12 protein-coding genes are annotated in these 14,899 nt (G+C 70.3%); 10 read left to right on the top strand and 2 right to left on the bottom strand.

Features of this window, described 5'->3' with window-relative positions; all coding sequences use genetic code 11:
- Positions 1 to 13: 13 nt before the first annotated feature.
- The gene (locus BIV23_RS02690) at positions 14 to 721 is read right to left on the bottom strand and encodes a glycoside hydrolase family 75 protein (RefSeq protein ID WP_071379055.1); all 708 of its coding nucleotides are present in this window, start codon (positions 719 to 721) and stop codon (positions 14 to 16) included.
- A gap of 214 nt (positions 722 to 935) precedes the next feature.
- On the opposite strand from BIV23_RS02690, the gene BIV23_RS02685 reads away from it, so the two are divergent.
- A complete protein-coding gene (locus BIV23_RS02685) occupies positions 936 to 1,550 on the top strand; it encodes a hypothetical protein (protein WP_245790314.1) in 615 nt (204 codons plus the stop codon).
- Positions 1,551 to 1,807: 257 nt separating this feature from the next.
- Here the strand turns inward: BIV23_RS02685 and BIV23_RS02680 are convergent, their stop codons facing one another.
- Positions 1,808 to 2,647: an aldo/keto reductase gene (locus BIV23_RS02680; RefSeq protein WP_071379054.1), complete on the bottom strand. Its 840-nt coding sequence runs from the start codon at positions 2,645 to 2,647 to the stop codon at positions 1,808 to 1,810.
- A gap of 325 nt (positions 2,648 to 2,972) precedes the next feature.
- Between BIV23_RS02680 and pqqA the strand changes: the two genes are divergently transcribed.
- From pqqA to BIV23_RS02640, 9 genes are read left to right on the top strand one after another with little or no spacing between them, the layout of a single operon-like run.
- Positions 2,973 to 3,140, top strand: coding sequence for a pyrroloquinoline quinone precursor peptide PqqA (pqqA, locus tag BIV23_RS48285; RefSeq protein WP_107471042.1), 168 nt, complete (start codon positions 2,973 to 2,975; stop codon positions 3,138 to 3,140).
- A complete protein-coding gene (gene pqqC, locus BIV23_RS02675; RefSeq protein ID WP_079172894.1) occupies positions 3,137 to 3,925 on the top strand; it encodes a pyrroloquinoline-quinone synthase PqqC in 789 nt (262 codons plus the stop codon). Before pqqA ends, pqqC begins: the two co-directional genes overlap by 4 nt.
- On the top strand, positions 3,922 to 4,203 hold the full coding sequence (pqqD, locus tag BIV23_RS02670; RefSeq protein ID WP_071379053.1) for a pyrroloquinoline quinone biosynthesis peptide chaperone PqqD: 282 nt from the start codon (positions 3,922 to 3,924) through the stop codon (positions 4,201 to 4,203). The genes pqqC and pqqD overlap by 4 nt, the downstream gene beginning before the upstream one ends.
- The gene (gene pqqE / locus BIV23_RS02665) at positions 4,200 to 5,282 is read left to right on the top strand and encodes a pyrroloquinoline quinone biosynthesis protein PqqE (protein ID WP_071379052.1); all 1,083 of its coding nucleotides are present in this window, start codon (positions 4,200 to 4,202) and stop codon (positions 5,280 to 5,282) included. Before pqqD ends, pqqE begins: the two co-directional genes overlap by 4 nt.
- Positions 5,279 to 6,496, top strand: a complete 1,218-nt coding sequence (locus BIV23_RS02660) for a glycoside hydrolase family 88/105 protein (RefSeq protein ID WP_071379051.1) — start codon at positions 5,279 to 5,281, stop codon at positions 6,494 to 6,496. The genes pqqE and BIV23_RS02660 overlap by 4 nt, the downstream gene beginning before the upstream one ends.
- Positions 6,493 to 7,290: a heparin lyase I family protein gene (locus tag BIV23_RS02655; protein ID WP_071379050.1), complete on the top strand. Its 798-nt coding sequence runs from the start codon at positions 6,493 to 6,495 to the stop codon at positions 7,288 to 7,290. The genes BIV23_RS02660 and BIV23_RS02655 overlap by 4 nt, the downstream gene beginning before the upstream one ends.
- Before the next feature lie 12 nt (positions 7,291 to 7,302).
- Positions 7,303 to 10,560, top strand: a complete 3,258-nt coding sequence (locus BIV23_RS45595) for a glycosyl hydrolase family 28 protein (protein ID WP_245790313.1) — start codon at positions 7,303 to 7,305, stop codon at positions 10,558 to 10,560.
- A complete protein-coding gene (locus BIV23_RS02645) occupies positions 10,557 to 12,815 on the top strand; it encodes a TIM-barrel domain-containing protein (RefSeq protein WP_071379049.1) in 2,259 nt (752 codons plus the stop codon). The genes BIV23_RS45595 and BIV23_RS02645 overlap by 4 nt, the downstream gene beginning before the upstream one ends.
- Positions 12,816 to 12,837: 22 nt before the next feature.
- Complete coding sequence (locus BIV23_RS02640) at positions 12,838 to 14,868, top strand: PQQ-dependent sugar dehydrogenase (RefSeq protein ID WP_071379048.1); 2,031 nt, start codon at positions 12,838 to 12,840, stop codon at positions 14,866 to 14,868.
- The last annotated feature ends 31 nt before the right edge of the window (positions 14,869 to 14,899 follow it).

Genomic DNA, 14,899 nt, shown 5'->3' with positions numbered 1-14,899 from the left:
CGTACATCACCCGTCAGTTGTTCGCGAGGAACTGCTTGGCCAGCTGGTCCCCGAGCGAGACCGCCGCGCTGTGGCTCTCGATGGGGGAGACCCTGGAGTTCTTGAACAGGATGTAGGTCACGCCGGAGTCGGCCCCGCCGGTCTTCGGGTCGGGGTCGATGCCGAGCGCCTTGGCGGTGGCGTACGAGGCCTCGCCGATGATCTTCGTGGGGCCGGTGTCGCCGACGACGGCGTACTCCACCTTGTTGTTGTAGATGACCGCGACCACGCCGCCGCCCTTGATGCCGGCGCTGGAGTAGTTCCAGATGCTGCTGGAGCTGGGGACCACGATGTACGGCAGCGCCTCCGCCTTCAGGGGCTTGCCGTCGGACTGGTGGAAGGCGGTGTCGTCCTGGTACCAGGGGTCGCGGTTCTTGTTGCAGTCGGTGGTGGTCTGGCCGTCGCAGTCGATGTCCATGTCGGCCTTCCAGAACACCGCGCCGTTCTTGCCGCACACGGGGACCGTGGCCGCGGTCTCCTCGTCGGTCTTGTATTTGCCGTTCGATATCTGCGAACAGGACGTCACCTTGGCGAGCAGGTCGGCCGCGCTGACCGAGCCCTCCTGGGCGGACGTCGGCGCGGACCTCGCCGACGGGACGGCGGACGCGTGTGCGGGGAGCACGCCCGCGGCGAGCAGGGCGGACCCGGAGGCCGCGGCGAGGGTCAGCGTTCGAAGGCGCACTGTGGGGGACCCCTTCTGTTAGGAAAGTTTCCTTACTGAGTGCCGTACACCGTGGACCCGTCTGCATGTCCCCGTCAACCCTCGAGTTGCGAACTCCCGAAATCTGGGCGTATTGCGGTGATTTGCACACGCGGCAAGACTGAAAGAGCCGCTTCATCCGCATATGTCTGCTGCCGTCGGCCCGGCATGGTCACGGCTCCGGGAGGTGGGACGCATGTTGTTCGTCCGCACGGTCTACGCGACCGGCAATCCGGCGCAGCTGGGCACGGCCATCCGGACCCTGAACACGCAGGGGCACGATCTGCTCGAGGAACGCCCGGGTTTCCGGGGTGCCGGCGTCTTCGTCGACCGGTCTCTCGGCACCCTGTTCTCGGTCAGCTGGTGGGAGTCGGCCGAGGCACGCGACCACAGCGACCAGGTCATGCGCGAGCGGCGCCCGGCACTGCTGCACCCCTTCGCCGGGACCGTCGCGGTCGAGAACTACGAGGCCACGGTCTTCCCGGTCGGGCACCGGCCGCTCACCGGCGGCGGCATGCGGCTGACCCGGCTGGAGTTCGCGCCGGCGGACGCGGACCTGGCCTTCGACACCTTCCACGCGGGGGTGCTGCCCCGCCTGGAGGTGCTGCCCGGATTCGCCGGGGCGGCCCTCTTCCTGGACCGCGTGCGCGGCCGGGGCCTGGTCGGAGTGCTCTTCGCCGACCGAGCCGCACTGGACGGGTCCCGGGCGGGCCACGCACTCATCCGGCACGAGAGCGTGGTCAAGGCGCACGTCGACGTCGTCGCCCTGGAGGAGTTCGAGATCGTCCACGCGGACGTGCGGCCCGACTGAACGGATGCGCGAGCGGGCTGAACGGCGGGGCACACGGCCCCACCAGCGGGGTACACGGCCCCGACGGCGCAGCGCATGGCTCCGCGGACGGCGTACCGCAACGGCCTGTGCGCAGGAGTACGACCGCCGGGGGAGGCGCTCGGTGCTCGCGGGCCGCGCACGGCCACCCGTCCCGCCGGCGGGCGGGCGGGTGGCCGCGGCGTGCGCGGTACCGGCGGCCGGCGAGCCGGAACCGGCGCCGGTCCGGGCGGAGCGGCTCAGCCCACGTAGTCGAAGGCGGCGGGGTCGGGGCCGATGCGCCGGTCCTCGTTGAGCGCGCTGATCGCCGCGAGGTCCTCGTCGTCGAGGCTGAAGTCGAAGACCTCGATGTTCTCCTTGATCCGGGACGGCGTCACGGACTTCGGGATCACGACGGTGCCCAGCTGGACGTGCCAGCGCAGCACGACCTGGGCGGGGGTGCGGCCGTGCTTCTGCGCGATCGCGACGATCGCCGGCACCTCGAGCAGCCCCTTGCCCTGGCCGAGCGGCGACCAGGCCTCGGTCGCGATGCCCTGCTCCGCGTGGTACGCGCGGGCGGCGTGCTGCTGCAGGTGCGGGTGCAGCTCGATCTGGTTGACCGCCGGGATGACGGAGGTCTCGCCGATCAGCCGTTCCAGGTGCTCGGGGAGGAAGTTGGACACGCCGATGGCGCGCACGCGCTTGTCGGCGTAGAGCTTCTCGAGTGCCCGGTAGGTGTCGACGTAGGTGTCGCGGGACGGCAGCGGCCAGTGGATCAGGTACAGGTCCACGTGGTCGAGGCCCAGCTTCGCCAGCGAGGTGTCGAACGCGCGGAGCGTGGCGTCGTACCCCTGGTCGGCGTTCCAGAGCTTGGTGGTGACGAAGAGTTCCTCGCGGGGTACGCCGGAGGCGGCGAGGGCCTTGCCGGTGCCCTCTTCGTTGCCGTAGATCGCGGCGGTGTCGACGCTGCGGTACCCGGCCGCGAGCGCCGTGGTGACAGCCCGCTCGGCATCGTCGTCCGGCACCTGCCAGACGCCGAAGCCCAGCTGGGGCATCTCGATGCCGTTGTTGAGGATGATCGGGGGGACCTTGCTGCTCACGAGCCTCGTGATCCTTCGGTTGTCGACAGGTTCTTCTCCCATCGTCAACGATCAACGACCGCGACGCATTCCTGACCGCGGAATCCGGGGAAACTGACCGGCGAGTCAGCGCCTGTGGCGGAGATTGGCCGGAAACGCATCCGACGTTTTCGGTCCGGACCATTGACCGCGGCGCATCGTCCCGGGACTCTGTATCGCGCCGCCGACGTGTTGATGAACCCGGTGCACGTACATGAACGGGCCCTGACCTGGCCGTCGACTCCTCCCTGTCCCCAGTGGCCTTCCCTGATGAGTTCCCCCACCTCGGGAAAGCGAGTACGCACCCATGAACGAGAGCCCTTCCCTGCCCACCCGGACGGACCTCCTCGCCCCGAAGACATCGGATGAAAAGGTCTGGCGAAGCCCTGGTTACCGTGTGGTGGAGACCGCGCTGGAGGTGACCGCCTACGCGCTCGCCGACCGCCGCGCGCCCGAGCCGCCCCCGGCCGCATGACCGCGGCGGCACCGGGACCCGACGGCCGCGCCGCCTGGCCGGCCGCCGAGTTCACCGAGCGGCTGCGCGCGGTCACCAGGGTGCGCTACCACGACCGCCACCCCTTCAACCAGCGGATGCACCGCGGCGAACTGACCCCCGCCGAACTGCGCCGCTGGATCGCCGCCCGCTTCCACTACCAGCGGCACATCCCCGTCAAGGACGCGCTGATCCTCGCCGCTCTGGAGCGGCCCGAGGACCGCCGTGCCTGGCTGCGCCGCATCCACGACCAGGACGGTACCGACAGCACGGGGGGCGGTATCGAGCGCTGGCTGCGGCTCGGCGAGGCGGCCGGGCTCGACCGCGAGGAGCTGTGGAACGCGTCCCGGGTACCGCCCGGGGTGCGGTTCGCGGTGGAGGCCTACGTCGGCTTCTGCCGGCGGCGCCCGGTGCTCGACGCCGTCGCCGCCTCCCTGACCGAGCTGTCCGCCCCGGACCTGATGCGCACCCGCATCGCCGCCTTCGAACACCACTATCCGTGGATCGACCCGGCGGGCCTCGCCTACTTCCGCACCCGCGTCACCCAGGGGGCCCGCGACGCCGAGCAGGCCCTCGCCCTGGTCCTGGCCCGCGCCCGCACCCCGGACGAGCAGCAACGGGCCGTGGCCGCGCTGGAGTTCAAATGCGAGGTCCTGTGGTCGCTGCTGGACGCGGTGGACGCGGTGGACGCGACGGGCGTGATGGGCGTGACGGGTGCGGCGGGCGCAGCGGACGCGGCGCGTACGGCGGTCGGAGGCGGGACATGACGCCGGCGCCGCTGTCGCCCGCCGTGCCCTGGCGGCCGGTCCTCGCCCGGGGGGTGCTGCTGAGGCGCGACCGGGTGCGGGGCGCCGACCTGTTGCTGCTGCCGGAGCGGGTGGTGGTGCTCGACGGCGGCGCGGGCGAGGTGCTGCGGCTGTGCGACGGCGTCCGGGACGTGGACGCCGTCGTCGCCGAACTGACGGCACGTCATCCGCGTGCGCCCGTTGCCGCCGAAGTCCCCTGGTTCCTCGACCGGTTACGGAAGGAGGGCTGGCTCGGATGACCGCCGCGGCCCCTCCCTGGGCCCTGCTCGCCGAACTCACCCACGCCTGCCCGCTGCGCTGCGGCTACTGCTCCAACCCCGTCGAACTGGCCGGCCGGTCAGCAGAGCTGAGCACCGGGCAGTGGTCGGAGGTCTTCCGGCAAGCGGGTGACCTCGGCGTCGTCCACACCCATCTGTCCGGCGGCGAACCGCTGCTGCGACGCGACCTGCCGGACCTGGTGGCCGCCGCGGGCGGCGCGGGCCTCTACACCCAGCTCGTCACCAGCGGGGTGGGACTCGGCGAGCGGCGGCTGGCCGCGCTGACCGGGGCCGGGCTGCGCAGTGTGCAGCTGTCGGTGCAGCACGCCGACCCCGTGGCCGCCGAACGCATCGCGGGGGCACGGTCGTTCGCGGCCAAGAAGCGTGCCGCCCGTCTGGTGCGCGCGGCAGGTCTTCCCCTGGGTCTGAACGTCGTCCTCCATCACGGCAACCTGGACGCTCTCGACGACCTGGTCCGGCTCGCCCTCGACTGGGGCGCCGACCGGATCGAGCTCGCCAACACCCAGTACCACGGCTGGGCGGCCCGCAACCGCGCCGCCCTGCTGCCGACGCCCGACCAGACCGAGCGCGCCCGCACCCGCGTGGCCCGCTGGCGTGAACGGCTGGGAGATGCCCTGGAGTTGGTGTGGGTCGCCGCCGATCTCGTGGACACCACCGCGAAACCCTGCATGGGCGGCTGGGGTGCCGTCTCCCTGACCGTCGCCCCGGACGGCACGGTGCTGCCCTGCCCGGCCGCCGGCGCCCTGCCCGGACTGGAACCGCCGAACGTGAAGGACCGCGAACTGGCCTGGATCTGGCGGGAGTCGAAGGCCTTCAACGCCTTCCGGGGCGAGGCCTGGATGCCCGAACCGTGCCGGGGCTGTGCCCTGCGTACGGTCGACCACGGCGGCTGCCGCTGCCAGGCCCACGCCCTGACCGGCGATCCCGCCCGCACCGACCCCGCCTGCCGGCACGCCCCGGACCACCCCCTCGTCCACGCCCTGGTGCACGGCCCCGCCGCGCACCGGCCCGCCTACGCCTACCGAGAAGGAGGACCATGAGACGCCGACGCCTGCGCGCGGCGCTGAGCACCGCCGCGCTCGCCACCGCGGCCCTGGCGGCGCTGCCCGCCGCCGTACCCCCGGCCGCCGCCGCTCCCGCTGTTCGTCACACCACCGCCCCGTCCGTCCGCCCCGCCGCCGCCCGCGACTGGTCCACGGCCGTCGTCGACTCCACCATGGCGCGCTACACGCCGCAGACCATCGGCGGCTGGTCGTACCCGGTGGGCCTGTACCTCTACGGCCAGTACCTCGTCTACCGGCGCACCCACGACCCCCGCCTGCTGTCGTACATCAAGGCCTACGTCGACCGGTTCGTGAGCGCCGACGGCAGCATCGGCCAGTCGTTCGACAGCCTGGACAGCATGCAGGCGGGCCGACTGCTGGTGATCCTGCACCACGAGACCGGCCAGGACCGCTACCGCACGGCGGCCCAGAAGATCCGCGACCGCCTGAACACCTATCCGCGCACTTCCGACGGCGGCTTCTGGCACGCCGACACCAGCAGCCGCGCCCATCAACTCTGGGCGGACGGCGCCTACATGGTGAACCCGTTCCTGGTCGAGTACGGCCAGGAGTTCCACGACGGCGCGTACGCGGACGGCGAGGCCGCCCGGCAGCTGTACGTCTACGGCCGTCACCTCCAGGTCGCGAGCGGCCTGCTCCGGCACGCCTACGACGAGTCGAGGTCGGCGAGCTGGGCCGATCCGGCCACCGGACTGGCCCCCGAGCACTGGTGCCGGGCGGTCGGCTGGTACGCCATGGCGACGGTGAACGTCCTGGACGCGATCCCTGCGGACCAGCAGTACCGTCCCCAACTGCTGGGAATGTTCCGCACGTTGGCGTCGGCGCTGGAGAAGTACCAGGACCCGGCGTCCGGGCGCTGGTTCCAGGTGATCGACAAGGGGGACCGGCCGGACAACTGGACCGAGACGTCCTGCTCCGGCATGTTCGCCTACGCCCTCGACCGGGGCGCTCAACAGGGTTATCTGGACGGGCACTTCAGGTCCGTGGCCCGGCGCGGCTACCAGGGCGTGCTGGCCCGGCTGTCGGTCGGCGCGGACGGCCGTACCGAACTGTCGGACATCTCCGTCGGTACCAACGTCGGCACGTACGCGTACTACGCCGCCCGCCCCCGGGCCGTCAACGACTTCCATGGGCTCGGCGCCTTCCTGATCATGAACGAGCAACTGCGTGAGGACGGTCGAGTGTTATGAGCACGTCCAGAAGGGGAGTGCTGGGGGCCGCGCTCGGCGGCGCCGTGGCGGCCGCGACCGGACTTCCGCCCGGCCTGCCCGCCACCGCGGCCCACGCCGCCTCCTGGCAGCTGAAGTGGTCGCCGTCGGCGCGCACCGACGGACTCGGCGCCTTCGAGACCGTCGAGGACGACCGCGCCCACTCCCACCCGGCCGGCCACCCTCACATCTTCGCCACCGGAGACAACTGGCGCTTCACCATGCACACCGTCGACCGCGACACCTCCACCGACCGCCAGCGCCAGGAGGTCACCGGCCTGCGCACCGGCGCGGACAGCTACCTGAAGTGGACCGAGGGGCAGACCTGGCGGATCACGTACTCGATGTACATCCCCAGCACGCTCAAGGCGACCACCACCTTCACGCACATCATGCAGATGAAGCAGCCCGGCAGCGGCACCTCGCCGATCGTCGTGCAGTCGCTGCGCCGCCAGAACGGCAAACAGACCATCGAACTGCGGCTCGCCGTCGACGACATCCTCGTCGGCAGCACCGACCTCGACCCGCTGCACGACACATGGACCGACGTCGACTTCCAGATCACGGTCGGCAGCGGCAGCGCCGGCTCCGTCCGCTGGATCCTCAAGAACGGCTCCACGACGGTCATCGACACGACCAGGTCCGGCGTCGACACGTTCCTCGCCGACCGCGTGCGCCCCAAGTGGGGCATCTACCGCTCCCTCGGCGACACCTCGGGCTCCCTGGAGAACACCTACCTCCTGCTCACGAACCTCCGCGGCTACCAACTCTCCTAGAGGAGCGGATCGTTGACACCCCACACCGCCCGCCCCGGCCACGCGAGAAGGGTGGCGGCGGTCCTTCTCGCCGCCCTCGCCGTCGTCCTCGGCCTGACCCACCCCGCCGCCCTCGCGGCCCCGCGGCCCGTCGCCCGCCCCGCCGCCGTGTACGACGTACGCGCCTACGGCGCCAAGGGCGACGGCCGCGCCAACGACACCCCCGCCGTCGACAAGGCCATCGCCGCCGCGGCCGCGGCCGGCGGCGGCACCGTCCGCTTCCCGGCCGGCACCTACCAGTCCGGGAACACCATCCACATGAAGAGCCATGTGACGCTCCAGCTCGACCAGGGCGCCACCCTCCAGGGCTCCTCGGCGGGCACCTACGACCCGCCCGAGTCCAACCCGGACGACAAGTACCAGGACTTCGGACACAGTCACTTCCACGACGCGATGATCTACGGCGACAAGCTCACCGACATCGGCTTCACCGGCGACGGCGTCATCGACGGCGCGGGCCACCTGATCACCGGCAACCCCAGGTCCGGGCAGGCCGACAAGATCCTCTCCCTGACCCGCTGCGACGGACTGCGCCTCGGCGACGGCCTCACCCTGCGCCGCGGCGGCCACTTCGCCGCCCTGATCAACGGCTGCACGAACGTCGTCTCCGACCGGCTGACCATCGACACCGCGAGCGACCGCGACGGCTGGAACGTCGTCTCGACCACGAACATCACGATCACCGGCGCGCACATCTCCGCCAACGACGACGCCCTGGTCTTCAAGAGCGACTACGCCCTCGGCGCCAAGCTCCCGAGCGGCCATGTCCGGGTGAGCGATGCGGTGCTCTCGGCGCGCTGCTGCAACGCCCTGATGTTCGGCTCGGAGACCTGCGGCGACTTCTCGGACTACCAGTTCGAGAAGATCCGCATCGAGGGCGCCGACAAGTCCGGCCTCGGCATGGTCTCCATGGACGGCGCGAAGATCTCCGACGTCCACTACCGCGACATCACGATGACCGGCGTCCACTCCCCGATCATGGAGAAGATCGGCACACGAAAGCGGTGCGGCGGCAGCCCCGGTGTCGGATCGATCAGCGATGTCACGTACGACGACATCACGGCGACCGGCAGCAGTCCCTCCTTCAGCCCGACCCTGTGGGGCGAGAACGGCCACCGGATCAGCGGGGTCACCTTCACCAACGTCAACATCACGGTCCCGGGCGGCAACGGCACCATGTCGACGGGCGTGCCGAGCAACGACGGGGGCGACTACAACCCGAAGAGTATCGGGACCCGGCCGGCGTACGGCTGGTACCTGCACAATGTCGACGGTCTACAGTTCACCGACAGCAGTGTGCGGTATACCGCCGACGACGGTCGCCCCGCCGTCATCGCGAACGCGGCGAGCGGTGTCCGGCTGACCCGCTTCACCGCCCAGAAGGGCGGCAGGTCCCCGCACGACATCGGCTTCCAGAACGTCACGGGCTACTGCCTGACCGACAGTCACTCCACCACCGGCGCCGCCCTGCGCGTCTCGGCGACCGGATCGAGTGAGGACTGCGGCGCACCCGCCCGCCCGATGGACCTGGACAACCCCCGCCAGGCCTTCCTGCGCGCCTCCGTCGGCGGCCTCTTCGTGCACTGGGGGCTGCGCACCGCCCCCGCCCACACCGACTGCGCCGCCTGGGAGAAGGACGTCACCGCCGGCGGCTGGACGCCGGACTACTGGGTGAACGAAGCCAGAAAACTGCATACGCAATACCTCGTACTGGCGACCTTCCACAGCCGGCTCGGCTACGCCCGCCCCTGGCCCTCGAAGATCCCCGGCTCCTGCTCCACCAAACGGGACTTCCTCGGCGAGCTCATCAACGCCGCCAAAGCCAAGGGCATGAAGGTCATCCTCTATATGACCGACGACCCGCAGTGGCACGACGAGGGCGGCCACGAGTGGCTCGACTCCGCCGCCTACTCCGCCTACAAGGGCAAGCAGGTCGACCTGACCACCCGCGACGGCTTCGGCGAGTTCTCGTACGACAACTTCTTCGAGGTCATGGACCGCTACCCGGACCTCGGCGGCTTCTGGATCGACAACGACAACGACTACTGGCTGAGCCACAACCTCTACCAGCAGATCTACCAGAAGCGCCCCAACTACACCCTCAGCAACAACAACGAAGACACGCCGATCATGGACATGATCAGCAATGAGCAGAAGACCGGAATGACGCCTGCATACGACTACCCGCAGGCTGTATACACCGCCCAACCCCGCCTCACGGAGGCCGACTTCAAACTGCCGTCCACCGGCGCCTGGTGGTACGACGGCACCGACCCCACCGTCGACCGCGGACTCACCCTCGGCCGCCTCGTCTCCAACGCCGGATCCTCCGTCAAGGCACTGATGGCCGAGACCGCCCAGGTCAACGGCAGATTCCCGGCGAACCAGGCCGCCTTCAACACCTTCGCGAACTCCTACCTCGCCCCGATCTGGGAGTCCCTGCACGGCACCGAGGGCGGCGGCTACATGTACGGCGGCCTCGCACCCGGCAACTGGAACGACGGCGCCCACGGCGTCACCACCATCGCCAAGGACGACCCGAACCGCCAGTACATCCACGTCCTGACCCCGCCGAGCACCTCCACCCTGCGCATCCGCGACAACGGCTACCGCATCGCCTCTGTCACCAACCTCCGTACCGGCAAAGCCGTCGCGTGGTCGCAGTCCGGCGGCACGCTCACCCTCACCGGCCTCGGCGGCTGGGACCCGTACGACACCGTCCTCAAGGTGATCACCGCTGGCCGCCAGGGCATCGCGACCGGCGTCACCGTGACCGCGAGCGCCTCCGTGAGCGGCCACCCCGCCTCCGCCGCCGGCGACGGCTCCTACCTGACCTACTGGGACAACGACAAGACCCTGCCCGTCGCCCTCACCTTCGACCTCGGCACGGCCCGAAAGGTCTGCTATCTCGGGCTCAACCAGCGTGAGGACTCCGTCGCCTACGCCCGCTCCGCCACCGAACAGCCGGCGCGGATCAAGGCGTACAAGGTGTACCTGAGCGACGACGGCACCCACTGGGGCAGCGCCGTCACCACCGGCCAACTCCCCAGCACACGCGGCGTGCAGAGCATCGACCTGCCCGCCGGCACCGCCCGCTACGTCCGCCTCGAGGCCGACTCCACCTGGGCCGCCGCCACCGACACCACCCACTACCGGCAGCTGCGGATCGACGAGGCCTGGATCGGCACCTCCTACGCCACCCCCGCCGTGAACAGGGGAAGACACCCATGACCCGCTTCAGAACACTCACGACGGTGGCGGCCGGACTGCTCATCGCCGCCGCCGTACCGCTCACGGGAGCCGCCCACTCCGCGGTCGCCTCCGACAACGGCCTGTCGGTCCGGCCCGCCATGGGCTGGAGCAGCTGGAGCTTCGTACGCCGTCAGCCCACCGAGGCCACGATCGACGCCCAGGCCGACGCCCTGGTCTCCTCGGGCCTCGCCCGGCACGGCTTCGTCCAGGTCAACCTCGACGACTTCTGGCAGAAGTGCGACAGCAACGGCTTCACCGTCGACGGCTACGGCCGCTGGAGCGTCGACCCCGCCACGTTCCCGCACGGCATCAAGGCCGTCGCCGACCATGTGCACGCGAAGGGCCTGAAGTTCGGCTTCTACGTCACCCCCGGCATCGCCAAGAACGCCGTCCTCAAGAACACCCCCGTCGAAGGCACGCCGTACCACGCCAAGGACATCGCGGACACCTCGACGACCGAGAAGAACTACCACTGCAAGAACATGTACGCCCTCGACTACACCAGGCCGGGCGCCCAGGAGTTCGTGAACTCCTGGGCACGGCAGTTCGCCTCGTGGGGCGTCGACTACCTGAAGATCGACGGCGTGGGCAGCCAGGACATCCCCGACGTCCAGGCCTGGGACAAGGCCCTGCGCGCCACCGGCCGCCCCATCACCCTCGCCCTGTCCAACAACCTCCCCCTCGACCACGCCGGCACCTGGCGCGCCCTCGCCAACAGCTGGCGCACCCAGGGCGACGTCGAGTGCTACTGCGGCCCGGGCCCGAACGGCAGCGGCTACCCCCTCACCGACTGGACCCATGTCGCGCGCCGCTTCGACTCGGCCGCCGCCTGGCAGCCGTACGCCGGGCCCGGCGGGTGGAACGACCTCGACTCCCTGGAGATCGGCAACGGCGACCGGGCGGGACTCACCGCCGACCAGCGCCGCTCCCAGTTCACCCTGTGGTCGATGGCGGCGGCCCTGCTGCTGCTCGGCACTGACCTCACCCACCTCTACCCCGTCGACCGGGCCATGCTCACCAACGACCGGCTGATCGGCGTCGACCAGGACGGCGTCGCCGCGAAACGCGTGGTCGACAACGGCTCCCAGCAGGTCTGGAGCAAACGCGAGAGCGACGGCTCCTACGCGGTCGCCTTGTTCAACACCGCCACCTCCGGCTCCGCCACCGTCTCCGTGGACTGGTCCCGGATCGGCTTCACCGGCTCCGGCGACGTCACCGACCTGTGGTCCGGCGACCACCGCGGCACGATCGCCGGCTCATACAGCGCGACCCTGCGACCGGGGGAGACCCGCCTGATCCGGGTACGGCCCACGGCCTCGGCCCGGCCGGCGGCCGCTACCGCTGCCGCGCCCGGCATGGCCGTCGCCCCCTACGAGTACCTGGGCTGGGGGAATCCGCCCGACCCGACGACGGTGATGTCGGCGACCGGCGTGAAGTGGTTCACGCTCGCGTTCGTCCTGTCCGACGGCACCTGCAACCCGAAGTGGGACGGCAGTCGACCGTTGACCGGCGGCAGTGATCAGTCGACGGTCGACCGTATACGGTCCGCGGGCGGCGATGTCATCGTCTCCGTCGGCGGTTGGAGCGGCGCGAAGCTGGGCGAGAAGTGTACGAGCGCCGGCGCGCTGGCGACTGCATACCAAAAACTGATCACTGCATACCGTCTACACGCGATCGACATCGACATCGAGAACACCGAGTGGACGCACGCCACCGTACGCCAGCGCGTCATCGACGCCCTGAAGACGGTGAAGGCGAACACCCCCGGCCTGAAGACGGTCATCACCTTCGGCACCACCACGACCGGCCCCGATGCCACCGGCGTCGACATGATCCAGCGCGCCGCCAGGTCCGGGCTGCAGAACGACGTCTGGTGCGTCATGCCGTTCGACTTCGGAGGCGGCACCACGACCATGGGCACCCTCACCACCCGGGCCATGGACGGCCTCGAGGCCCGGGTCAAGGCCGCCTACGGGTACAGCGACGCCACCGCCTACGCCCACATCGGGCTGTCGTCCATGAACGGAAAGACCGACGACTCCGGCGAGCTCGTCCGCACCGCCGACTTCCGCACCATGCTCGCCTACGCCCAACAGCACCGCATCGCCCGCCTGACCTACTGGTCCGTCAACCGCGACCGCCCCTGCGGCCCGGGCACCGACGGCGACGCGTGCAGCGGCGTGTCGCAGCAGCCGTACGACTATCTCAAGATCTTCACCCGGTACACGGGCTGAAGGAGACAGGGGACCAACAGCCATGATCATCAGGAGAGTTCTGCCCTACGGCCTGGCCGCGGTGCTCGCGCTGCCACTGGCCGCGCTGAGCCAGGGCACCGCCCTCGCCGCCACCGACTACCAGGCCGAGGACGCCCTGATCTCCCAGGGCACCGTCGCCACCAACCACACCGGCTACACCGGAACCGGCTTCGTCGACTACACCAACGTCAAGGGCTCCTCCGTGGAGTTCACCGTCTCCGCGGCCGCGGCCGGCCCCGCCTCACTCACCCTGCGGTACGCCAACGGCACCACCACCGACCGGCCGATGGACCTCGCCGTCAACGGCACCGTCGCGGCGCCCGCCGTCTCCTTCCCGGCCACCACCGACTGGAACACCTGGGCCACCAAGACCGTGAACGTCCAGCTGAAGGCGGGCACCAACGCGATCCGCGCGAGGGCCACCACCGACCACGGCGGCCCCAATCTCGACCGCCTGAGCCTCGCGGCCGCCACCGACACCCAGCCCCCCACCCGCCCCGGGCAGCCCTCCTGCTCGGACATCGGCGAGGACCGGCTCACCCTGTCCTGGGGCGCGTCGACGGACGACACGGGCGTCGCGGCGTACGACCTCTACGAACACGGCAACAAGATCGGCGAGGCGCCGGGCACCACCACGACGCACACGCTCACCGGGCTCACCCCGGACACCACCTACGACCTCACGGTCATCGCCCGGGACGCGGCCGGCAACACCTCGCCCGCCAGCCCGGTCGTCGACTGCACGACGAAGCCCAGCTCCGACACCACACCGCCGACCGCACCCGGTACATTGCATACAGTCGGCATCACATCGAATACCGTCGACCTCGCCTGGGGCGCTTCGACCGACGACCGCGGCGTCACCGCCTACGACATCCGCAGCGGATCGACCGTCTACCAGACCGTCACCACCGGCACCTCCACCACCCTCACCGGGCTGGCCTGCAACAGTCCCTACACCCTGGACGTCGTCGCCCGCGACGCCGCCGGCAACGTCTCACCGCCGAGCAACACGGTCTCCTTCACCACCAAGGCCTGCGCCACCGACGGCGGCGTCCCGTCGTCCATCGCCACCCTCTCCACCGGCTGGACCATCCCCTGGGGCACCTACTGGATGCCCGACGGCAAGACCGCCCTCGTCACCGAGCGGGACGACTTCCGGGTCTGGAAGGTCACCAAGGACGGCACGAGGACCCAGGTCGGCACCGTCCCGAACGCCGTCACCACCAACGGCGAGGGCGGCCTGCTCGGCGTCGCCGTCGACCCCGGGTGGGCCACGAACCACTACGTCTACTTCATGCACACCGCCGCCGAGGGCAACCGCGTCGTCCGCATGACCTACGACGGCAGCACCCTCACCGGCTACACGATCCTGCTCCAGGGCATCAGGAAGAACCGCTACCACAACGGCGGCCGCCTCGCCTTCGGCCCCGACGGATACCTCTACGTCTCCACCGGCGAGGCCCAGCAGCCCGATCTCGCCCAGGACAAGAACTCCCTCAACGGCAAGATCCTGCGCATGACCACCGACGGCAAACCGGCTCCCGGCAACCCGTTCGGCAACTACGTCTACAGCTACGGCCACCGCAACCCGCAGGGCCTCGCCTTCGACCGCAACGGCCGCCTGTGGGAGGCCGAGTTCGGCAACAGTTCCAAGGACGAACTCAACCTCATCAAGCCCGGCGCGAACTACGGCTGGCCCACCTGCGAAGGCACCTGCAGCGTCCCCGGCATGACCAACCCCAAGGCCACCTGGAACGTCTCCGAGGCCTCGCCCAGCGGCATCGCCGTCGTCCGCAACGTCATCTACATGGCGTCCCTGCGCGGCGAACGCCTGTGGCGCATCCCCGTCAACGGCGACACCGAGAACGTCGGCACCCCCACCGCGTACTACGTCGGCTCCTACGGCCGGCTGCGCACGGTCACCAAGGTGCCCGGCGCCGACGAACTGTGGCTGTCCACCACCAACTGCGACAACAACGGAAACGCCCCCGACGGCTCCGACAAGATCTTCCGCGTGACGATCAAGTGACACGGCGGGAATTGACGCAGTGTCATCACTC

It is taken from the genome of Streptomyces monashensis, from assembly GCF_001866665.1.
Lineage (GTDB): Bacteria > Actinomycetota > Actinomycetes > Streptomycetales > Streptomycetaceae > Streptomyces > Streptomyces monashensis.
Note: the sequence above shows the minus strand (reverse complement) of the source record. Positions and strands in the feature narration are given on the sequence as shown.